Source organism: Levilactobacillus fujinensis (genome assembly GCF_003946335.1).
Classification (GTDB): Bacteria; Bacillota; Bacilli; order Lactobacillales; family Lactobacillaceae; genus Levilactobacillus; species Levilactobacillus fujinensis.
Window position 1 is genome coordinate 124,754 of the sequence record NZ_RHNX01000003.1, and the last position, 20,307, is coordinate 145,060.

The window sequence follows — 20,307 nt, forward strand, 5'->3', positions numbered from 1 at the left end:
TGTCTGGCCAGATCATGCTACCTGTCATTTACGCTAAAAAAGGCTTAGGCAGTGGTCCCGTTAACGTGTAGAATAGGAGCTAACATAGATTGATCACTACGCGCCACATTGGGGGAAATCACCATGTCACTACCATTCATTCTAACTGCCATTGGCGTCTTCTTCGTCACGGATACTGACGATTTGGTGGTTCTATTATTACTCTGGCTGAGTGCACGGAATGCCCGCCAGCGCCGTAGCATTATTTGGGGTCAGTACTTGGGAATTCTCACGTTAATTATTGTGGCGTGGCTCGTCAGTCGCGGCGTCCTGCTCTACAACGTGGCCCACTTAACCCGCTGGCTGGGATTGGTTCCCCTGACGTTGGGCGCGGTTGGCTTGCGAAATTGGCTAAAGAACCGACAGGCTAACGCACTGCCACCCTTACTTACAAAAGCCGTTAGCCTCCCCCTTGTGTGGTCACTGACTATTGGTAATGGTGGGGACAACCTCAGTATTTACATTCCCTACTTCACTCATCTCACCACCCCAGAATTTGGCGTAACTCTCGTGGTCTTCATGGTCATGGTTGGTCTGTGGCTGTTCATTAGCAATCGCCTCGCCCGATCCCACGCAGCCAGTCACTTCTTCGCACGTTTTGGGGCCTGGCTCTCCCCCGTTCTCTTTATCACGATTGGCACACTGATTCTGTGGCATTGACTTTAAAATGTTCCATGTGAAACATTCAAGGAGGCACTTATGGCAGACACACAAACCGTCACGCTAGCCGGCAAACAGATTCGCTCTTACGTCCAACAGGTCTTAACCCTAAAACTAGCAGACATCCAACGTGTTTCCGGTGATGCCAGTGTCATGCATCTGGCGCTCGCCAACGGCACGTCGCTGGGTATCATCACAGGTCCAGCATATGGTTCGGCAGCCCAGGCAATGGGTATTCAGGACCTCCGCTACTTCATTAACGAGTTGAATCTTGACTTCGTTCTGAACCCAACGGCGGCCAATGATGCGGCTCGGCAACTGATTTTTCAAGATGCCCAACACCGACAAATTTTGATCATCAAAAAATGAGAGTGGGACAAAAGGCGATTAGCTGGCGAGCATTAAGGCGGATAATCGAATAATCCCGGGCTTGGATTATTTGGTTATCCGTTTTAAGCGGAGTCAGCTGCCTGTTGTCCCACGTTTCAGCAACGTAAATTTGGAGATAGCAAAGGAGTCTGGGGGGTTGCCCCAGACTCCTTTTATTTCTGCACAATTTAGACAAAGTCGTTGCCGACAAATCCCGTCTTGTCCGCTGCCGTAATTGGTCGTAGAACTCGACACGGGTTGCCCGCCGCAATCACATTGGCTGGAATGTCGTGCGTCACGACACTACCGGCACCAATTATCGTGTCATCACCAATCGTCACGCCAGGAAGTACCGTGACGTTGGCTGCTAACCAGCAGTGACTGCCAACCGTAATCGGTTTGGCGATACAGCCACCAAGCTTACGTTCCGCAGCATCGAATAGGTGATTGCTGGTATACAGACCGACTTTGGGGCCAAACAAAACGTTGTCGCCAATCGTAATCGGCGCGCCGTCCAACATGACACAGTCATAGTTCGCGTAGAAGTGGTCGCCCACATGAACATTGTCACCAAACTCACAACGGAAATTGGGATTCACATCGGGCTCACTACCAGTACTACCGACTAATTCTTGAAAGAGACGCGCGCGTTGGCTGGCTTTCTGGGCTGCATTCAACGCATTTGTCTTCTCGGTCGCACGGTTTCGACGGTCGATCAACAGTGGATCGAGGTCATCATAGGGTTTACCGGTTGCCATGTAGGCATATTTTTCTGCTAAATTCATCACGTCAGCTCCTTTAGGTTATGTTTCCATCATAGCATTTAAGAAACCGGTTTCAACGTTAGGATTCATAGCTTTGGTGGCGGAAAGTAACTGCGTAAGCCGAAAGTTCAACAAACATGAGCTCAGGCTCGTCGTTCTACTAAGTCAGGGAGGAGGGTCCTGCTGGTTTAGTAGAAAACCTAGCTTGGAGATTCGGCATTTTCGAAGCTTCAAGTTATGTTCATTTTTTTATTTAATTAATTATGTTGATTCCAGCAAAAAAGGCCAGCCCAAATTTCAGGCCGACCCCCAGACATCCAATTTAAATGACCATCATCAATGCTTGGTACAACAGGTAGCAGCCGTAAGTCATCACGATGACCCCGGACACAATGTTGACCCACATCAGGAACTTCTGTGGCAGCCGTTCCTTCAGCAGACCTAGGATCAGCGTGATACCGAAGAACCAGATGGCCGTGGCGGACACGACCCCGGTGATAAACGGTGTCACTTCGCTATCGGTCAACGACCCACGCATCGCCCCGAACATCAAACTGGTATCGATAATGGCTTGCGGATTCGCCCAAGTCACGACCCAGGCGTTGACCAGCGACTTCTTCATCGGCAGTGGCGTGTTGGCGCTCTCCAACTTAAAACTCGCGGCGGACCGCAAGATACCAAATCCAATCCAGATGACCAACAGACCACCCAAGAACATAATGACCAATTTAAACATTTCATGGGAGCTAATGATGGCTCCCATCCCAAAGAATGCTGCCAACGTTAACGCCGTATCGGCGAACCAGACCATGATGGTGACAGGCCAAGCCCGCTTCAAAGGTTGGTTAATGGCGTTGTTAAAGACAAATAGGTTTTGCATCCCAATTGAGGATACCAGGGCCAAGCTCAACAGCAGCCCCCGTAAATACATTGCTGACATGACAACTCACTTTCCCTCAAGCCTACTCCGTTTGTTGCCTGAGTTTTCAAAAAAATATATCCTGCTAGCATAACAAATATTTCATGAAAACTAAAGGGTTCCGCAGCACCTCGGCCAAAATTTCTGAGAATCAGCTGGAAGGCCACTTCATTTGATTAGTATTTTAATATCGAAAACTGGTGGTTTTTATTGATTTTAATCAAATTTTAATCTAGAATACCTTTTAAGGAGCTAATTCACGGCTATTGAAAGTCTGTTTATTAAATAACGACTAGAAAGTCGGCTCCTACTAAACTAGAAAGAATGCGATCAACGTGAAGATCCAATCAACGAACACCCCATTACTGCAGAAACTGAGTCAACTAAGAATGGGAGTCCCACAATATGCCAAAAATTGGCTTACACCAACTGACCTTCGGCTTCGACACGAACGTCAGCTTACTCTTTGACCACGTCGATTTAGATCTCGAATCACACTGGAAGCTGGGGTTGGTCGGCCGCAACGGTCGGGGCAAGACGACCTTGTTCAATCTCTTACTAGGGAAGCTACCTTACCAGGGAACGATTACCGGTAATCAAAAATACGTCTACTTTCCGGCAACCGTTAGTGACCCCCGGCAAACCGCCGCAGCCGTCCTCCAGGCCATCTCCCCCGTCGCCGACTGGCAGCTAGAACGCGAATTGCGGCAACTGGATTTAGACCCTGAACGCCTGACGCAACCCTTCGACACCTTGTCCGGGGGCGAGCAGACCAAGGCGCTGCTCGCTATTTTATTTGCTGATGACCAAGCCTACCCGCTCATTGACGAGCCGACGAATCACCTGGATCTGCCTAGTCGGCAACGCGTCGCCACTTACCTCAAGAGTAAGCGACAAGGCTTCATCGTCGTTAGTCACGACCGGCACTTTCTCAATCAAGTGATCGACCACACGCTAGCTATCGAGCGTAAACAAGTTATTTTATATCGCGGTAACTTCGCCGTTTATGAGGACCAGAAGAAGCGGCGCGACGCCCTTGAAGAGGAAAAGGACGCCAAACTGAAGAAGGAAGCGGATCGCCTAAAGAGTGTCGCCGTCGACATAACCCACTGGGCGCAGGTCACCGAGAACTATCAGCATGGCAATCCCCACGAAAAAAATAGTGGGTGGCAAGCAGCTGGCAGTAATACGCTCCCTGCTAAAATGATGAAACGTGCGAAGAATGTCGAACGCCGGCGAGACCGCAAACTCAAGGAGACCGAGGGTTTACGGCAAAATATCGAACACGTGGCGCCTCTCGTCATGACGCCGGTGCCGACCCACTATCAGCCGCTGCTACATGTGGCCGACTTCTCCCTATGGTACGGCGACCGTCAACTCTTCCAGCCGGTGTCATTTGACCTCGAACAGGGCGATCGAATTGCCATCATCGGTCCTAATGGGTGCGGCAAGTCTTCCCTAATTCACTACCTGCGCGGGTCATTTACTGGCGAGCATACCGGTGTGGCTGACCTGAAGCCCCAATTATCACTGAGCATCTCACGGCAACTATCTCCGGATAATCGCGGGTCATTGACGATATTTGCCAACACACACCACCTCGATCGCAATGCGTTGCTGAATAACCTCAAAAAGCTCGGCCTACCGCGCGACGTTTTCGCCACGCCCATCGAGCAGATGAGTATGGGCCAGCAGAAGAAGGTCGAACTCGCTCAGTCACTCGCGACCCCAGCGAACCTGTTTATTTGGGACGAACCGCTCAACTACCTGGACGTCTTTAACCAAGAACAGCTGACGACGCTGATTCAACAGACCAAGCCAACACTGTTGGTCGTTGAACACGATCAGCAGTTCATCGATGATGTGGCAACTAAGGTGATCGAATTGCGACCGTAATTTAAAACATACGTACTTAAAGAGCCCAATAAACCAGGAATTCACTTCCCAATTTATTAGGCTCTTTGACTGCCATTCCAGACTATGACTTAATTCTAAATACTAGCCAAACCATACGAATCAGCAATACTCGTGTGCACGCTAGGTAATCTTGTGTTCTCTTCACCTCGGCGGTCGTTACAGTAGACCATTCAGGGTCGGCGCTTCCCCACAGCGAGCGGAATTTCTGGCAACCGACGGACACCCGTAATCACCTTGACGACTTCTGTATCCTGATATTTTTTCAACCGATTTAAGTAAAGTTGGCGAACGACCATGCTGGTCATCTCAAATTCTACTTTTTCCTCCAGCATACTTGAAGAAAATACCAAATCAACTGATTCCTTCAAGTATAGTGGCAGACATGCTGCTTCATGGAATATCAGCCTTCAGCTCACCTTATAACCACAGCCTCACTCTTCCAGCGTCCCCTGCAACACTTGAATCACCCGCTGCTGCATGGGCGTCAAGACGTGCGATGTCCGGGTCACGATACTTGAGATAAATGTTGGCTGCTCATCATCTAGTAGTTCCAGTCGGACCACGTCGTTGCGGTGCTGGTCCACGATGCCCGTCAAGAAAGTCACACCCACATTTTCAGCAACGAGGTTCATGATAACGTGGGTATCAGCCGCTTGAAAGACTACATCCGGACGGAAATGGTTGCGGCGCGTCAACTTATTAAAAGCCGTGTTATGGACAAAGCTACTATTAAATAGCACAAATTTCTCCCGTTTGAGCTCGCTGAAATAGATTCGTTTGCGAGCCGCTAACGGATGCTGGGCCGACACGAAAATATTAAATGGCTGCCGGTCAAACTCTTCAGCGACCAGCGTCCGGTAAGCCAGCGGCTCCGTGGACCCCAGTAACGCAACATCCGCTTGTCCGTCGCGCAATGCATTGCGCAACCAGACCGAACCGCCCGCCAATGTCTGAATATTTTCCAGAATTCCCTGCTGCTGGAGTTGTGCGGCGACCTTGGGGAAATAATAAGTCTCAATAATCGGCGGCAAGCCTAACACCATGTGCTGATCCGCCAGGTGACTCAGCTCCCGATGTGCTACCTGCAATTCGTTTAAAATAGTCTGCGCGTGCACGGCCAGTTGTTCCCCACTCGGCGTAACGATCAGCTCGTTATGTACCCGGTCACGTAGAAAAAGTGTCGCGTTAAATTCGCGTTCCAGTCGCTTAATGGCCATGGTAATCGTGGGCTGGGTCACGTTAAAATCTGCCGCCACCTTGGAAAAGTTTTTTCGCTTAATTAATTGGTTGAAATAGTCCAGGTCATTTATGTTCATTTCAAATCCCCCGTAAACCAGTCTTTTTTGGGATACTATAAATATTTTTTATAGTCGCCGTCACATTTGACTATAACATATTTCGACAACTATAGTACTACCTGTAAAGTAATTAAATGAGCGGAGGAATTCAATTTGACATCAGCTAATTCCATCTTAAATAATCCATTTTTAAACAAGGGCACAGCCTTTACCCTGGCCGAACGTGAAGCATTAGGCCTAGTCGGTACCCTTCCCAGCCACGTCCAAACGTTAGCCGAACAGGCCACACAAGCTTATGATCAGTTCCAGAGCAAACCTAGTAACCTCGAAAAGCGACTTTTCCTCATGACCCTCTTCAACGAAAACCGAACACTTTTCTTCCGGTTGATGGACGCGCACGTGGTCGAATTCATGCCGATTGTGTACGATCCCACGGTGGCCGACTCTATTGAACAATACAGCCATCTCTTCACTGATCCGCAAAACGCTGCCTTCATTTCCGTCGACGACCCCGACAACATCGAAGCAGCTCTCAAGAACGCCGCTGATGGCCGCGACATTCGACTGGTCGTGGTGACCGACGCCGAGGGTATCTTAGGCATCGGCGATTGGGGCGTTAACGGTGTCGATATCGCCGTTGGTAAATTGATGGTCTACACCGCCGCTGCTGGCATCGACCCAGCACAGGTGCTTCCTGTCAGCATTGACGCCGGCACCAACAACCAAACCCTCCTAGATGATCCGCTTTACTTGGGCAATCATCACCAACGCCTCACTGGTGACCGCTACTATGATGTCATCGACCAATTTGTAACCGCAGAACAGAAGCTGTTTCCAGAATCACTCCTGCACTGGGAGGACTTCGGGCGCTCCAACGCTCAGGTCATTCTCGACAAGTACAAGGATCAAATCGCCACGTTTAACGATGATATTCAAGGCACCGGAATGGTCGTTTTGGCCGGAATCCTAGGGGCCCTTAACATCTCTAAGGAAAGCATCAAGGATCAGAAGTTTGTGACGTTCGGTGCCGGAACCGCTGGCATGGGCATTGCCAACCAGATTTTAGACGAACTCAAACGTGCCGGCCTATCCGAAGATGAAGCGCGCCAACACTTCTACGCCGTCGATAAGCAGGGACTATTGTTCAACGACTCGCCCGACTTGACCGCTGCGCAAAAAGACTTTACCCGCGATCGAAGTGAATTTTCCAATGCCGATGACCTGACGACTCTAGCCGCCGTGGTCAAGACCGTGCACCCGACCGTTTTGATTGGGACCTCCACGCAGCCCGGCACTTTTACTGAAGACATCGTCAAGGACATGGCTACTCACACGGACCGACCAATTATTTTCCCACTGTCCAACCCGACCAAGCTGGCCGAGGCTACTGCCGAGGACCTCATCAAGTGGACCGACGGCAAGGCCTTAATCGCTACTGGTATTCCTGCTTCAGACGTTACCTACCAGGGCACGACCTACCACATTGGCCAAGGCAACAACGCCTTAATGTACCCCGGCTTAGGCTTCGGGCTGATTGCTTCTAAGGCGAAGGTCTTAAACGGGGAAACACTTTCCGCTGCCTGCCACGCTTTGGGGGGCATCGTTGACACGACACAACCCGGTGCTGCCGTTTTACCACCCGTTGCGCAGTTGACCGCTTTCTCCCAAAAGCTGGCTGAAATCGTTGCCCAAAGTGTTGTCGATCAACAGTTAAACAAGGAACCGATTACTGATGCCAAGCAAGCCGTTGCCGCTATGAAATGGACGCCGAGTTACCAGGACTTACCGGCTAGTCTAGCGTTGAACTAAATCTGCTTCAATTTAGAGCCTGGGATAAAACCCCAGACTCTTTTAGTATCTCCGACTTTACATTGCTGAGACGTGGGACAAACGACAGCTGACTCCGCTTAACTGATAATCAAGTAATCCAAATCCGGGATTATTTGATTATCCGCCTTAATACTCGCCAGCTAATCGCCTTTTATCCCACTCTCTTTTCCGAGCGTTAGATTGGTTAATTGGACATTGTAATATTATAATGTTCTAAACGTCTATTTTTGTTAGGGAGGCGAGTTACATGCAAGAAAAAAAACAGTCTATTTCTCGTAAGGTGATCACTGTCGACGGTTCCATCGGCATCACAATTCCAGCTGAAATGGCGAAGCAGTTAAATCTCACAAACGGCTCCGAAGTTGAGATTCACCCGGCACCCAATGGCTTCTCCGTTACCAAAAAAGCAAGTCTTGATCCCGCATTCATTGCTAGTATGGAAAAAGGGCTTAAAGAATATCACGGTGCCCTGGAAATTTTGCGAAAGAGTGACGAATAATGCGCTACCTGTCCGCTGAAGAATTGATTGCTTTAAATACTAGTGTGTTATTGTCTTCTCATCAAGCCACGACCATCCGAAACGCGGCTGGACTGGCATCAATTGCGCAGCTTCCAAAGCAGGCTTTCTTTCAAACTGAAGCTTATCCTAACTTGGAGAGCAAACTAGGGATCGTCTTCATCAAAATTATCAATCTGCATCCTTTTGCTGATGGCAACAAGCGGAGTGCTATCGCCGCCCTCTGGACGATGGCCGACTTAAATGGCCATTGGCTGACTTTTACTGATACAGAATTAGCACAATTTGCTCTCGAGGTTGCGCAATTAGAAGATCGTAAGTTGGATTACAACACGGTTTACCAAACTATTAAGTCCCACTTAACTTTGAATGCCAAATCCAAAGATTGAAGGCCTTAAAACGTCTATGCTGTCTATTGTGACACCGATACTGAGACTAAAATCAGGCCGCCTCAGCCCAACCATCGCCTTACCAGCCGGTAAATAGGGGCTGACGGTGTTCCCCACAGCACACAGAATCCTTGGTAGCCGTTTTATGGCTAGTGCCATCTTTTCATAGCCGACGCTTCCTTTTTCCCATTTTTTCCGGTATACTTAACGACAATAAAACTTCCGAAAGCGGGTTCTCACCCGTCATGTTACTAGTTAGAGCACTTCTACTAGGCTGGAATAGCCTAAGGAGTGTTCTTTTTATGTTCAAAAATATTAAAATTCTCGTCATCCTCATTACCGCAATGAATTTACGTTTAGCCGTAACCGCCGTTACCCCGCTATTTTCAGCCATTCAGCAGTCGCTACACGTGGCGAGTACTTTCACGGCGTTACTGGTCACCCTGCCCTTGATTTGCTTTGCAATCGGCGCCATCCTCACACCGCGGCTGATTCGGACGTTCGGCATCGTTCCCTTACTCTGGGGTACCAACGGCCTCTTACTGGTCGCAACCCTGTTGCGTCCGGCCACAACGGCAACTCTACTGGCCGGCACGGTTCTGATTGGCCTCGCCATCGCCGTGCTCAACGTCCTCATCCCCACCATGATCGCCCAAACGACCACGACTGCCGTCACTCGACTGACGAGTGCCTACGCCGTCACCATGAACGTCGTTGCCGCACTGGGCACCGCCGTTGCCATTCCATTAGCGGCAAGCTGGGGCTGGCAACTGGTTCTCCGTAGCTTTGCCTTACCGGCTGGCTTAGCCCTACTCGTTCTAGCGCGTCTGCCCCGGCAAAGCTTTCCGCGCCCGGTCGCTTCAAATTCGACCCAGCAATCCAGTCTCTGGGCAACGCTGCGTCACGACGCTTATGCCCGGCGACTGACACTATTTATGGGTCTACAATCCCTGATTTTCTACAGTTTGACCGCTTGGCTGCCCACTATTTTTCGCGCATTGGGTGCCTCAACCACTTTAGCTGGGAATTTACTGGCCGTCTTCCAACTGGTCGGCATTCCCGCCGCACTGGTCTTAAACCTACTGACCAACCAGCGCCGCCTTCTCTGGGGATTGCTCGGTGGGTACGCTTTAGGCGGCATCAGCCTGCTTGGGTCCGGGGCGGGTTGGTGGCTGGCCGCTATTCTACTGGGGTTCACGTCATCTTTGATTTTCACCCTCGCACTTAATCTAATTGCGACCAGTAGCGCCCACGTCACGCTTATCGCCAATCGCTCTGCCGTTGCCCAATCACTGGGTTATCTGCTGGCGGCAGTGGGACCGGTCCTGCTGGGACGATTACATGACAGTTGGGGAAGTTGGCTCCCGGTCAGTCTAGTTTTAGCTGGCCTAGTCCTGCTCACTTTTGTGATGGGACTACGACTGGCTCGCCACTAATCAAGAGAACGGAGCGTAACAAAGGACGGTCAGCCAGTCTTAAGGCTACTCATACTCACCGAATAAGCCTGATTGCGGATTGTTTGGTGAATAGATTTAAATGGAATCGATTACCTTTTAGCACCCGCTTCGACCATATCAACTTGAACAAAAAACGGGCCTGGGGTTTTATCCCCCGGCTCGTTTTAGTACGTCGTCACCACGGCACTCATGATCTGCCAGCGACCAGCGCTTTGTTCAACGATCATGACCGTGTTCAGTGGCCAAGTATATTTACTACCACCGCGAATGCTAGCAGTCACTCGGTTCTGCCCCACCACGCGCCACCCAGCATCCGTGGCCGTCATCTCAACGTGGTCCTCGACCGAGGAGAAGTAGTGCATCGTGCCTAACCGCAATTCTCGCAACCATTCCGCCCGTGGCTGGACTTCTCCCGTCATGTGCGTCAGCGTAAAATGCGGTGCCAGTAAACGGTCCAGCGCAACCGTGTCGTCGGTTGCCATTGCGTCGTTATAGTCGCGGTATAGGTTTAAAATTTCGTCATTCATCATCAGTTTCACTTCCGGTTAATACCTAAGCTATCGCGGGACCCCAACGTTTCATCATGGGCTAGGCGCACCACCAAGTCGGCAATGCTCTTGCGAGAAACGTCATGACCGCCAAAGGGTTCGCCCTTCTTGGTCACTTCGTAATCGGTGTCGTCACCACTGTCGAACCAGCCAGGACGAATGACCGTATAGTTCAGATCAGAGGCTTCGATCACATCTGCCGCTGCCCGGTAACCGCGCAACATCGGGTTACTTTGCAGGTTACCGCTAGCACCCAGACTGGCTGGAATCTCGTTGTAAATACCCATGGAAGCAATGAACAGTAGGCGCTTTACGCCGGCATCGGCCATGGCTGCGACCAACTCCTTAGCCATGCCAGCTAGGTTGCCACTCAAGGCCGCAAAGACCACATCTTGACCAGTCAATGCCGTCTTCAACGTTGCGGTGTCGGTCACACTACCGGCAATAGCGCGTTCGCGGTCGGCGTTTAAGTTACCTAAGCGAGCCGTGCTGCGGGCCATCAGAGTCAGTTGATCGGCCGTGTTATCTAAGAAATATTTCCGAGTAACGCTACCTACAGATCCAGTTGCCCCAATGATTAAGACGTTTGTCATGATTAAATTCCTCCAGTTCGTTTTTGAATAATCTTAGTGTAATGCCTTGCAGTTACTTCAAGGCAAGGCTTATTTCCAAATTAAATTAATTTTTTTGCCGTTCTCCCGGAACAATCAAGAAGATAGCCGCCAACAAGGCCAGGAACAACAGGCCCGCGCCAACTAAAATGGCGTGTTGGAAGCCGCTGACCTGACCCCCAAATAGCCCCTGCGTTGTGACCAGAATCGACAGACCGACCGAGCCACCCAGTTGATGCATGACGTTGACGATCCCAGAAGCGGCCCCGGCGTCGGCCCCCTGAGTATGCGCGACTCCAGCCGCCGTGAAGGGACTCAACGAGAAACCTTGGCCGATACCAATGACGACCATGGGTGCAGCGATTCCCCACCAGTACCCAATGGCAGGCGTAAAGAAACTCAGCCAAAGCATGCCCGCGGTCGTCAGCGCGATTCCTGTGACCAGCAAGCCGCCGTTGCCCCATTTAGCAGTCAAACGGGCAACTTGTAAGGCAATAATGAAGTTTACAATGGTCAGTGGGAAGAAGGCGATGCCGGCCATGAGGGCGCTAAAGCCGAGTTGATTCTGCATCAACTGCGGCGTGATGAACCAGAATCCCATCATCGCACCCAGGTAGAGAAAACGGCCAACGTAGGCCCCGATGCGTTCGCGGTCAGTGAACAACCGTAATGGCATGATAGGTTGATGGCTACGCTGTTCTTGGAAAATGAAGATGGCCAGGAAAATGACTGCCAGTAGGAAGACAGGTAGTTGTGCCCAGTCACCAATGATGCTGTAGACCAACGCACTCATCCCAATTAAAGAGCTAACGGTTCCTACCCAATCCAATTTGCCGGACCGGCCGGTATCCTTGCTTAAATGCTTAACGGCTAAATAGAACATCCAGATACTGATCGGTACGTTCATGAAGAAACCGACCCGCCACGTTAACAGGCTGGCAAAGATGCCGCCGATAACCAGACTGACACTGGCACCGATACCAGCCATGGCCCCGTAGTAAGCAATGGCTTTGGTCCGTTCGGCCCCCGCATACGTGTCCATCAAGATGGCCAGCGTGGTGGGCGCGAGAATGGCCGAGCCGATACCTTGAAAGGCCCGCGATGCAATGATCATGGGTGCGTTGACGGCCAGACCGACCAGCAATGAGCCAATTCCGAAGATAATCAGCCCCAGTTGAAAGACCCGGCGCCGACCAAAGAGGTCCCCGGCGCGACCACCCAGTAGAAGGAACCCGCCAAATGTCAGCGAGTACGCGCTACTGACCCAGGACAGTGTCGCCTGATTTAAGTTTAAGTCCTGTGCAATCTTGACCGTCCCCGTGAAGATGATCGAATTGTCCAGAAGAATCATGAAATAACTCATTAAGATGACCAATAGAATCCAATCAAATCGTTTTTGCTTTGCCATATTTTTTCTCCTCGTCTTTAAATGAATGATTCGAAGTTTAGACCTTCATCTGAACTTCAAGGCAAGGGGAAATTTGAAATTTTTTTATTTGGGGGGTCAATCGGGGGGGATTTGAGAAGACGTTCCAGTTGTAACAGCCCCCAAATCATTGTACAACTTCATGTACAATAGGAGGGGATTACCATGCAAGCCGTAAATTACTCGAACTTCCGTCAAAATTTAAAATCATATTTACAGACTATTAACGAAGATTCCGAACCTTTTATCGTTACAACCAAAGACGCCAAAAATGATGTCGTTGTCCTATCCGTTGATGAATATGACTCATTAGTTGAAACTGCAAAAATTACCTCTAATTCTTATCTAATGGGTAAAATTAAACGTGGTGACCAACAATTCTCCCAGGGAACATTCACACAACACAACTTGCTTGGCGAAGACGAAGATGTTTAAAAGCTGGTCCGATGACGCTTGGACCGATTATATGTACTGGCACTCTACGGGTGATAAACAAATACTCAAAAGAATTAATCGGATTATCGCCGACATTGATTGGCACCCATTTACAGGTATTGGTAAGCCCGAACCACTCAAGTTTGAACTCATTGGTAAATGGTCTCGCCGAATCAATAGTGAGCACCGAATTATTTGTCGGATTGAAGAAAACACCATTTATATTTACGCTGTCAGATCTCACGACTAACTCCTAAAATATGCTGATAGATTCACCTTGACATCAAGGAAAATCTAATCAGCATATTTTGAATACCATTATAATTTTATAACTCATTTAATTGTTCTTGATATCAAATAGGAATAACGAAAAACACAATCCATTATTTCACAAATCAATTGTGGCCAAATCGAACCGTAATGGATTATCACTGTTCCTCGGTGCTAAAAACAATGTGGTTGTCCTGTCTGTCGCCAAGTACGATACATTGGCTGAGACCCCAGAAATTTCTGCAAATACCTATCTGATGGCTCAGATTAGACGTAGTGAACAACAATTTTCTCGGGGTGAATTTAAGGCACACGAACTGAATTAAAAAGACGCTGCTTAGATTTGCCTTAGCTATCAAGGTAAATTTAAGCAACGTCTTTTTATGACATCATTTTCTACTAGTTTCCCTTCAACCGTGTCCGAATCCGACTCAACGATACCGGCGTCATCCCCAAGTAAGACGCCACAAGATGTAGCGGCACGCGTGCCAAAATTTCCGGGGCATCGGCCGCCAACTGCTGGTAGCGCTCCACCGGGGAATACTGGAGCTGGTCAAAGAAAATGTTGCGATAAGCAATGAACCGTTCACAGACAAACCGTGTGATGGCAGGTTCGATTGTCGGATATTTCCGCTGAATCCGATCGGCATCAGTCCTGCTTAGCATCAACACCCGCGTGTCTTCAAAACTTTCAATCGAGAAACCACTTGGCTGTCCCAGATAGAAACTTTCAAAGGAAGAGACCAGTTGATTCTCAAAGAAAAATTGCAGCGTAATATCCTTACCATCGCTGTTGTGCCAGAGTCGCAAGGCCCCCTGCGTGATGATAAATATTTCCGTCGCCACGTCGCCTTCCGCGAGTAGCGTGGTACCGGCGGGTACGCTTTTTGCCACAAACAACGTCTGTAGTTCTGCCCAGTGTGCACCGATTTCTGGAAACTCCCGTGCTAAGTATGCTGGTATTTCCATGTGACCGCTCCCCCTTTCACTGACCCCGTTAACATATGTTAATGCCGTGTGTTCACACCTCATTTATACTCTCTTTATTAACTAAAAACGAGGTCTTAACTATGAAAACTGTCATTATTTTTGATCATCCCTATACGGCAACTGCCGGCAACAACGTCCCCCACCACCGTTCCTTTCTAGCGGCCTTACTTCAAAGCGTCATGACCCAACTACGTCACGAAAATAACGACATCGACCTGATCGACTTACATGCAGATGGTTTTAATCCGGTAATGTCGGCAAGCGACCTGAGCAACTGGCGCCGCGGCCAAGCGATTGACCCACAAGTCGCCGACTACCAGCAACGTCTGCTTGCGGCCGACCGCATCATCTTCATGTTTCCGGTCTGGTGGGAAGTCATGCCGGCCATGACCAAGGGCTTCCTCGATAAGGTCTATGCCAAAGGCCAATTGTATCAGGCCGATACCATGCAGACTAAGCTGACCAAGCAGCCAAAAGTCGACGTCATCACGACCATGAGTACGCCTAACCTGGCCTACCGTCTATTGTTCGGCGCCCCGCTGGCCAAACTCCTGTTTCGCGGAACATTTCTGAAGACCCGGCTGTGGCATTTCAAATGGCATAACGTTGCTCAGGTTGAGAAGCAGTCGCTGGCAAAGCGGCAACAAATTTTACGAGATTTTAAAATTTAGGACTAAAAAGGCGAGAGTGGGACAAAAGGCAATTAGCTGGCGAGCATTAAGGCTGATACCCGAATAATCCCGGGCTTGGATTATTTGGGTATCAGTTTTAAGCGGAGTCAGTTGCCTTATGGCGCATGTTTCAGCAATGTAAATTCGGACATACCAAAGGAGTCTGGGGGGGTTACCCCAGGCTCACTTGTTTTGTTATTAATAATTATTTAATTTCTTATCCGTACTCTCGCAATACTTCATTAGTCACTAATCACCAGTAAAGACTTAATTGCTTCTCGCTTGTCCATTGCGGCATAAGCTTCTGCCACGTGGTCAAGGTCGAAACGCTTGGTGAACACCTTACCTGGGTGGATGTCACCCTGCAACACGGCGTCTAGTAATACGGCGCGGTCGTAGGTCGTCACGGAAGCAATCCCGCCCCGCAGACCAATGTTCTTCCAGAATAAATTGTTGGTATTCATTTCTGCCTTTTGTGGCACACCCACCCGACCAACGACGGCACCCGCACGACCAACTTTAACGGCCGTATCCACGGACTGTTCCGTACCGACGCATTCGAGCACGGCGTCGGCCCCGGCACCAGCGGTTAACGCCATGACATGCTTAACCGCCTCATCGCTTCGTTCGGCAACAATATCGGTCGCACCAAATTCGGTCGCTAAGGCTTGGCGGTCAGCGTGTCGACTCATGGCAATAATCCGCTTAGCGCCCCGGAGCTTGGCAGCAATCACACCGCACAGACCCACGGCGCCATCGCCCATGACCACGACCGTGTCGCCATCTTTGACTTCGGCGGTTGCGGCGGCGTGGTAGCCAGTCGCCATGACATCGGCCAACGTCAATAGGTCATTCAATTGCGCGTCAGAGTAGTCGCTAGGTTGGCCTGGCACCTTCACCAAGGCCCAATCGGCGTTCTTGAACCGTAAGTATTCACCTTGATAGCCTACGATTTCGTCGTCGGTACGGGCATTTTCACAGTTGCCATCGAAGCCGGCTAGACAAGCCGCACAGTGGCCACAACCGTGGGTAAACGGCGCAATCACAAAGTCGCCCGGTTTCACGTTGGTTACATCACTACCCACACTTTCGACGATACCGATGGCTTCGTGACCGACCGGCGTGTTCTTTTGCCGATCGTTGATACCGCGATACCACCACAAGTCGGACCCACAGACACAGGCCCGTACGATTTTAAGAACGGCGTCGGTTGGGTTCTTAACGCTGGGTTTTGGTAAATCTTGGGCTTCCACTTTGCCCGGTTCAACGAAGACTGCTGTTTTCATAAATTCATCCTCCAATAGTTATTGATACGGTCAGTGTACCCCTTGAAGTCCACTTCAAGGCAAGGACTATTTGAAATCCGCCCACCAAGTTGTCAATTTTTGGTCGGCCGCGGCTAAATCACCGGCGGTCATGCCAATACCGGCCACGACGGTTGCTCGCGGAACAAGACTAGAAAAATCGGCCTCGTAGTCCCCGGGCGTCCCGGCATCCGTGTAAAATGGGGCCACCGTGCCGGTGTATGTCGTCAACTGCCGCAAGAAGCGCCGAACGGGGGTAGCGACCTTGGCCGACCACACGGGGCCGCCAACCAGAATCACATCGAATTGCGTGAAATCAGGTAACGCGTTGGTCAATTCCGGTAAATGACCACTAGCTAACTGCTGATTCACCACGTCTGCGGTCGCATACATATCGTTAGAAAAAGTCCCCGCCGGTACGGTCAACGTGACCTGCGTTGCGCCAGTCACCCGTTGCAGTGCTGTTGCCATCTTCGCCGTGGTTCCGGACCACGAATAAGTAGCGATCAAAACTTTTGTTGGCATCTAAAAATCCCCTTTGCTGTATTTGTTGCCTCTAGCATACAGGGTTACAGTTAGTTGAAGGCAAGGACTTTCGGGAAATTTCTTTACGGTTTCTTTTCTATGTCTAAAGCATATCGTGTGACGACCTGGGAGACGCCTGATTTTGGCGGCTTTCAGGCGAGCTGGAAGCCCGTCCTTTGGCTGGAAGCGTTCCCCACAGCCAGCGGAATCCCTGGCATCCGGAGTGCGGCTGTTTTCACTAATTTAGCCGTGATAATTCTTACTGCTGCAAGCGTAACGCAAACATTTTGGCTTTCAACCTTCAGCTAACAAAATAATCTCATCTTCACTAACGATTTCATATAACAGCAGCGAATTGGAATTTAAATGAATTTCCCGAATTTAAAATTGAAGTGCAACCCCCGGTAAGGTAATTTTGGGTAAACAAATAGGCCATGGGGACCTCTACTTTTAAGCGTCGAAACCAAAAAGAAAGAGGTGTCTCCATGACCCAATCAAATGACAACATTCTTATTAGCTGCCAACAACTTTCTGCCGAAGAACGCGGACAAATTGAAACCTTTCTAAAGGCCAAACAGTCAATTCGCTAAATCGCCCGTAACCTACATCGTAATCGTTGACGCCATGACCATAATTATTCTGATCAGTCTTGCACTTGATTTGACAATTCGGAGATTTTTAACTTTCAACCTTTAACTTCAAATTTATATGTTTAGATAAAATGCTTCACTGCCAAATTCATGACCTGATGGAACGCACCAGCGTGGACCCGCGCAAAGTGACTCATCATCCGATCCGCCACAGAGTAATAATAGCGGCGGTGTGGTAACCGATCCGTCGCCGCCCGGTAGAAGACCTTTGCTAAATCCAGCGCTGTCGCCGATGAACTTTCTGTCAAGCGGTCCATTAATTGCATGGTGCCATCTACCATTGGCTGATAAGGTGAGTCCGCCTTGAGATTTTTGGTGACATTTTTCAGTGCAATTTCACCCCAAGAGGATTCCGTTCCCCCGGGTGCGACGACCACGGACCGCAATCCGAACTGTCGAATTTCAGTGTCCAGGACATCTGACCAAGTATTTAGCGCATGTTTCGCAACGTAATACCAGCCACCTAATGGCGAATAGAGGTCCCCACCGATTGAGGAATTATTAATAATACGACCACTCCCCTGTGCACGCATCGTTGGCAGTACGAATTGTGCTAGTTCGGCTGCTCCCAAAAGATTCGTATCAAGCTGCTTTCGCACATTAGCCATGCTAACTTCCTCTAAGGGACCAAACTCACCGTAACCCGCATTGTTCAGCAGAACGTCGATCCGACCGGCTTCCGTAATCGCCGTCGTCACAAAGTTTTGATTAGATGCGCTATCCGTCACATCTAATGGGAGTGCACGGACATTCGTAAGTTGGGGGATTTTCTCCACGCGCCGGGCACCAGCAAATACTTGCCAGCCCCGTTCCGCGAATAATTTAGTTGCGGCGTAGCCCATGCCACTCGAAGCACCGGTGATTAGAATAACGTTTTGATTAGTCATATGAAGATCTCCTTTTATTGAGTAAATGTTTATTTAATTAATGGCTAAAAATAAAAAGTCGGACCGCTTTACCGACTCTTAAGTACACTTTGTAACGACAATTGGATCACTGTCTGGAGTTCACTCAGCAATACGGGTTGATCCATAACGAAACGTTCCTGAAGCACCATGGTAAACGGCGCAAACACTAAGGCACTTACCGTTTCCTGGTTGTTGGTGATTAGCACACCGGCATCCACCAGCTCTTGAAACAAGCGGTACAGAGGTTGTGCTTGCCGGTTACCTTCCCGAATGGCCGTTGGCGTAATCAATTTCGGATTATTCCGCACAGCACTCAGATAATTTGCTTCCAGTGGATGCTCCAGAAATTGACTGGCAAAGTGATTAGCTGCGTTGAACAACTTGTCTTGTGGCGTCTTTCCAGCAGTGATGGCAGCCTGTAATCCTTCGTCAAATAAGACTTTTACATCTAAATAAATTTGACTTAACATCACCGTCTTGTCCCGATAATACACGTAGGGAGTTCCCGAACTGACGCACGCTAGTTTGGCAATTTTTCCAAACGATAACGCCGCAATTCCTTCGTCCCGGGTAATCTCAAAGACAGCTTGCTTGATTCGTTCTTTTTTTGCCTCATCAATTTTCCTCATACGCCTATACTAAATGATTAATTACTTAAAGTCAACTTTTTTTTAATTGTTCACTCGCCGCGCAGCCGTCGTTTGATTTGCGCCAATCCATTTTCGGTTCCCGGTTGGGCGATTCCTAAGCTCGCGCGTTCAGCCCACGTTGGGTTGGCCACCATTTTCATAATTAAATCGGCAATGCTCGCTCGAGAAACCATAGTTCCCCGAAACGGCTCGCCCTTTTGCGTGAGTTCATAATCTACTTGGGGATCATCCGTCATAAAGGCCGCGCGAATCAGTGTATAGTCCAGTTCTGACGACTCGATCAGTTTAGCCGCTTGGCGCGTATTTTCCTTCGCTGCATGGCCAACTGTCTCTTCCACCCAGCTACCAAAGGGTTCCGGCGTCTCGTGATACAGGCCCGACCCGGTCACCCAGATCAACCGTTGGACGTGTGCCTGCAACATGGCCGGGACCAAAATACGCGCTAAACTAGCGACATCACCGTTTAAATTCGCGTACACCACATCTTGCCCCACTAGTGCTTGCCGTAATTTTTCACCGTCAGCAACGCTACCGTCTATAATGGTTTCCCGTTGTGTATCACCTGGTTGCAGCCGTTCAGCGTGGCGAAGATACAACGTCAGCTGGTCTGCCGTTTCTGCCAGCAAGCGTGGCCGTACCAACTTAGCAATTCGACCGTTAGCACCCAATATCAGAATTCTGGTCACGCCTACTCATCCCCTAACGCAAAGACAACATCCAGGTTTCCCGCTTGGCGTAAAAAGTCGAGGGACCCCTCAATGTGGCCCACCTTCTGGAGGTCGCCAATAATTTCTCCCGTTTGCTGATAAAAAATCACAAAACTGTGACGCGGTGCCCAATAGGCAATGTCGCCGACCGCATACCCACTGGTTTGTAACTCCTCGGCGGGTAAGGCCTGTGGAAATCGGTATGTCAGTTCACGACGGTATAGATTTAACATTGGTAATGTCAGTGGCAACTGGTCGCGTAATGCTGCGACCGTTGCGTTAGGTAACAGGGTCGCTGTTAAGTGGTGCTGACCCACCGTAATCGTTAATTTAGTCATTTGTTATAATCGCTCCTCATCTTATTTAGTATCCCTACCTAAAGGTTGAAAGCCAAAATGTTTGCGTTACGCTTGCGACAGTAGGAATTATCACGGCTAAATTAGTGAAAACGGC

Annotated in this window: 23 protein-coding genes and 1 pseudogene; 10 read left to right on the forward strand and 14 right to left on the reverse strand. The window is 49.6% G+C overall.

The features are described 5' to 3' along the window. Positions 1 to 123 precede the first annotated feature (123 nt). Both EKM89_RS02075 and EKM89_RS02080 read left to right on the forward strand, forming a co-directional pair. On the forward strand, positions 124 to 699 hold the full coding sequence (locus EKM89_RS02075; protein ID WP_125685502.1) for a cadmium resistance transporter: 576 nt from the start codon (positions 124 to 126) through the stop codon (positions 697 to 699). A 39-nt stretch (positions 700 to 738) separates the two neighbouring features. Beyond that, positions 739 to 1,068, forward strand: a complete 330-nt coding sequence (locus EKM89_RS02080; RefSeq protein ID WP_125685503.1) for a hypothetical protein — start codon at positions 739 to 741, stop codon at positions 1,066 to 1,068. Between the two features lie 188 nt (positions 1,069 to 1,256). On the opposite strand, the gene EKM89_RS02085 is transcribed toward EKM89_RS02080, so the two are convergent. Further along, positions 1,257 to 1,853 (reverse strand): sugar O-acetyltransferase, encoded by a 597-nt coding sequence (locus tag EKM89_RS02085; RefSeq protein WP_125685504.1) that lies wholly within the window; start codon positions 1,851 to 1,853, stop codon positions 1,257 to 1,259. 301 nt (positions 1,854 to 2,154) lie between these two features. Next, positions 2,155 to 2,772, reverse strand: coding sequence for a LysE/ArgO family amino acid transporter (locus tag EKM89_RS02090; protein ID WP_125685505.1), 618 nt, complete (start codon positions 2,770 to 2,772; stop codon positions 2,155 to 2,157). A 384-nt stretch (positions 2,773 to 3,156) separates the two neighbouring features. Between EKM89_RS02090 and abc-f the strand changes: the two genes are divergently transcribed. Beyond that, positions 3,157 to 4,647 carry a ribosomal protection-like ABC-F family protein gene (abc-f, locus tag EKM89_RS02095; protein WP_125685506.1) on the forward strand — a complete coding sequence of 497 codons (1,491 nt, stop codon included), beginning with the start codon at positions 3,157 to 3,159 and terminating at the stop codon, positions 4,645 to 4,647. A 191-nt stretch (positions 4,648 to 4,838) separates the two neighbouring features. On the opposite strand, the gene EKM89_RS02100 is transcribed toward abc-f, so the two are convergent. Continuing rightward, a complete protein-coding gene (locus EKM89_RS02100; protein ID WP_225421795.1) occupies positions 4,839 to 5,018 on the reverse strand; it encodes a hypothetical protein in 180 nt (59 codons plus the stop codon). Between the two features lie 81 nt (positions 5,019 to 5,099). Continuing rightward, positions 5,100 to 5,984 carry a LysR family transcriptional regulator gene (locus tag EKM89_RS02105; protein ID WP_125685507.1) on the reverse strand — a complete coding sequence of 295 codons (885 nt, stop codon included), beginning with the start codon at positions 5,982 to 5,984 and terminating at the stop codon, positions 5,100 to 5,102. 135 nt (positions 5,985 to 6,119) lie between these two features. On the opposite strand from EKM89_RS02105, the gene EKM89_RS02110 reads away from it, so the two are divergent. The 4 genes from EKM89_RS02110 (at position 6,120) to EKM89_RS02125 (ending at position 10,138) form a co-directional block, all read left to right on the forward strand. Further along, the gene (locus tag EKM89_RS02110) at positions 6,120 to 7,775 is read left to right on the forward strand and encodes a malolactic enzyme (protein ID WP_125685508.1); all 1,656 of its coding nucleotides are present in this window, start codon (positions 6,120 to 6,122) and stop codon (positions 7,773 to 7,775) included. Between the two features lie 268 nt (positions 7,776 to 8,043). After that, positions 8,044 to 8,295 carry an AbrB/MazE/SpoVT family DNA-binding domain-containing protein gene (locus EKM89_RS02115; RefSeq protein WP_125685509.1) on the forward strand — a complete coding sequence of 84 codons (252 nt, stop codon included), beginning with the start codon at positions 8,044 to 8,046 and terminating at the stop codon, positions 8,293 to 8,295. Further along, positions 8,295 to 8,702: a type II toxin-antitoxin system death-on-curing family toxin gene (locus tag EKM89_RS02120; protein ID WP_125685510.1), complete on the forward strand. Its 408-nt coding sequence runs from the start codon at positions 8,295 to 8,297 to the stop codon at positions 8,700 to 8,702. Before EKM89_RS02115 ends, EKM89_RS02120 begins: the two co-directional genes overlap by 1 nt. 302 nt (positions 8,703 to 9,004) lie before the next feature. After that, positions 9,005 to 10,138: an MFS transporter gene (locus EKM89_RS02125; protein WP_164510483.1), complete on the forward strand. Its 1,134-nt coding sequence runs from the start codon at positions 9,005 to 9,007 to the stop codon at positions 10,136 to 10,138. A gap of 185 nt (positions 10,139 to 10,323) precedes the next feature. On the opposite strand, the gene EKM89_RS02130 is transcribed toward EKM89_RS02125, so the two are convergent. The 3 genes and pseudogenes from EKM89_RS02130 to EKM89_RS02140 form a co-directional block, all read right to left on the reverse strand. Then, positions 10,324 to 10,689, reverse strand: a complete 366-nt coding sequence (locus EKM89_RS02130) for a nuclear transport factor 2 family protein (protein WP_125685512.1) — start codon at positions 10,687 to 10,689, stop codon at positions 10,324 to 10,326. Positions 10,690 to 10,694: 5 nt separating this feature from the next. Continuing rightward, positions 10,695 to 11,306, reverse strand: a pseudogene (locus tag EKM89_RS02135) (NAD(P)H-binding protein); the annotation flags it as partial. A gap of 79 nt (positions 11,307 to 11,385) precedes the next feature. Then, positions 11,386 to 12,726, reverse strand: a complete 1,341-nt coding sequence (locus EKM89_RS02140; RefSeq protein ID WP_125685514.1) for an MFS transporter — start codon at positions 12,724 to 12,726, stop codon at positions 11,386 to 11,388. Between the two features lie 183 nt (positions 12,727 to 12,909). Between EKM89_RS02140 and EKM89_RS02145 the strand changes: the two genes are divergently transcribed. Further along, on the forward strand, positions 12,910 to 13,179 hold the full coding sequence (locus tag EKM89_RS02145; protein ID WP_125685515.1) for a type II toxin-antitoxin system Phd/YefM family antitoxin: 270 nt from the start codon (positions 12,910 to 12,912) through the stop codon (positions 13,177 to 13,179). Beyond that, the gene (locus EKM89_RS02150; RefSeq protein WP_125685516.1) at positions 13,172 to 13,429 is read left to right on the forward strand and encodes a Txe/YoeB family addiction module toxin; all 258 of its coding nucleotides are present in this window, start codon (positions 13,172 to 13,174) and stop codon (positions 13,427 to 13,429) included. Before EKM89_RS02145 ends, EKM89_RS02150 begins: the two co-directional genes overlap by 8 nt. Before the next feature lie 419 nt (positions 13,430 to 13,848). On the opposite strand, the gene EKM89_RS02160 is transcribed toward EKM89_RS02150, so the two are convergent. Continuing rightward, entirely contained in the window at positions 13,849 to 14,418 is a 570-nt protein-coding gene (locus tag EKM89_RS02160; protein WP_125685518.1) for a Crp/Fnr family transcriptional regulator, read from the reverse strand. 101 nt (positions 14,419 to 14,519) lie between these two features. On the opposite strand from EKM89_RS02160, the gene EKM89_RS02165 reads away from it, so the two are divergent. Continuing rightward, a complete protein-coding gene (locus EKM89_RS02165) occupies positions 14,520 to 15,110 on the forward strand; it encodes an NAD(P)H-dependent oxidoreductase (RefSeq protein ID WP_125685519.1) in 591 nt (196 codons plus the stop codon). A gap of 242 nt (positions 15,111 to 15,352) precedes the next feature. On the opposite strand, the gene EKM89_RS02170 is transcribed toward EKM89_RS02165, so the two are convergent. The 6 genes from EKM89_RS02170 to EKM89_RS02195 all read right to left on the reverse strand — a co-directional run bounded on the left by EKM89_RS02170 (position 15,353) and on the right by EKM89_RS02195 (position 20,192). Then, positions 15,353 to 16,396: a zinc-dependent alcohol dehydrogenase family protein gene (locus EKM89_RS02170; RefSeq protein ID WP_125685520.1), complete on the reverse strand. Its 1,044-nt coding sequence runs from the start codon at positions 16,394 to 16,396 to the stop codon at positions 15,353 to 15,355. A 66-nt stretch (positions 16,397 to 16,462) separates the two neighbouring features. Then, positions 16,463 to 16,939 carry a flavodoxin family protein gene (locus tag EKM89_RS02175; protein WP_125685521.1) on the reverse strand — a complete coding sequence of 159 codons (477 nt, stop codon included), beginning with the start codon at positions 16,937 to 16,939 and terminating at the stop codon, positions 16,463 to 16,465. 712 nt (positions 16,940 to 17,651) lie between these two features. Next, complete coding sequence (locus EKM89_RS02180) at positions 17,652 to 18,476, reverse strand: SDR family NAD(P)-dependent oxidoreductase (protein WP_125685522.1); 825 nt, start codon at positions 18,474 to 18,476, stop codon at positions 17,652 to 17,654. Positions 18,477 to 18,544: 68 nt separating this feature from the next. Beyond that, positions 18,545 to 19,126: a TetR/AcrR family transcriptional regulator gene (locus tag EKM89_RS02185; protein ID WP_125685523.1), complete on the reverse strand. Its 582-nt coding sequence runs from the start codon at positions 19,124 to 19,126 to the stop codon at positions 18,545 to 18,547. A 50-nt stretch (positions 19,127 to 19,176) separates the two neighbouring features. After that, positions 19,177 to 19,833, reverse strand: coding sequence for an NAD(P)H-binding protein (locus EKM89_RS02190; RefSeq protein WP_125685524.1), 657 nt, complete (start codon positions 19,831 to 19,833; stop codon positions 19,177 to 19,179). Between the two features lie 2 nt (positions 19,834 to 19,835). Next, entirely contained in the window at positions 19,836 to 20,192 is a 357-nt protein-coding gene (locus EKM89_RS02195; RefSeq protein WP_125685525.1) for a cyclophilin-like fold protein, read from the reverse strand. Positions 20,193 to 20,307 lie beyond the last annotated feature (115 nt).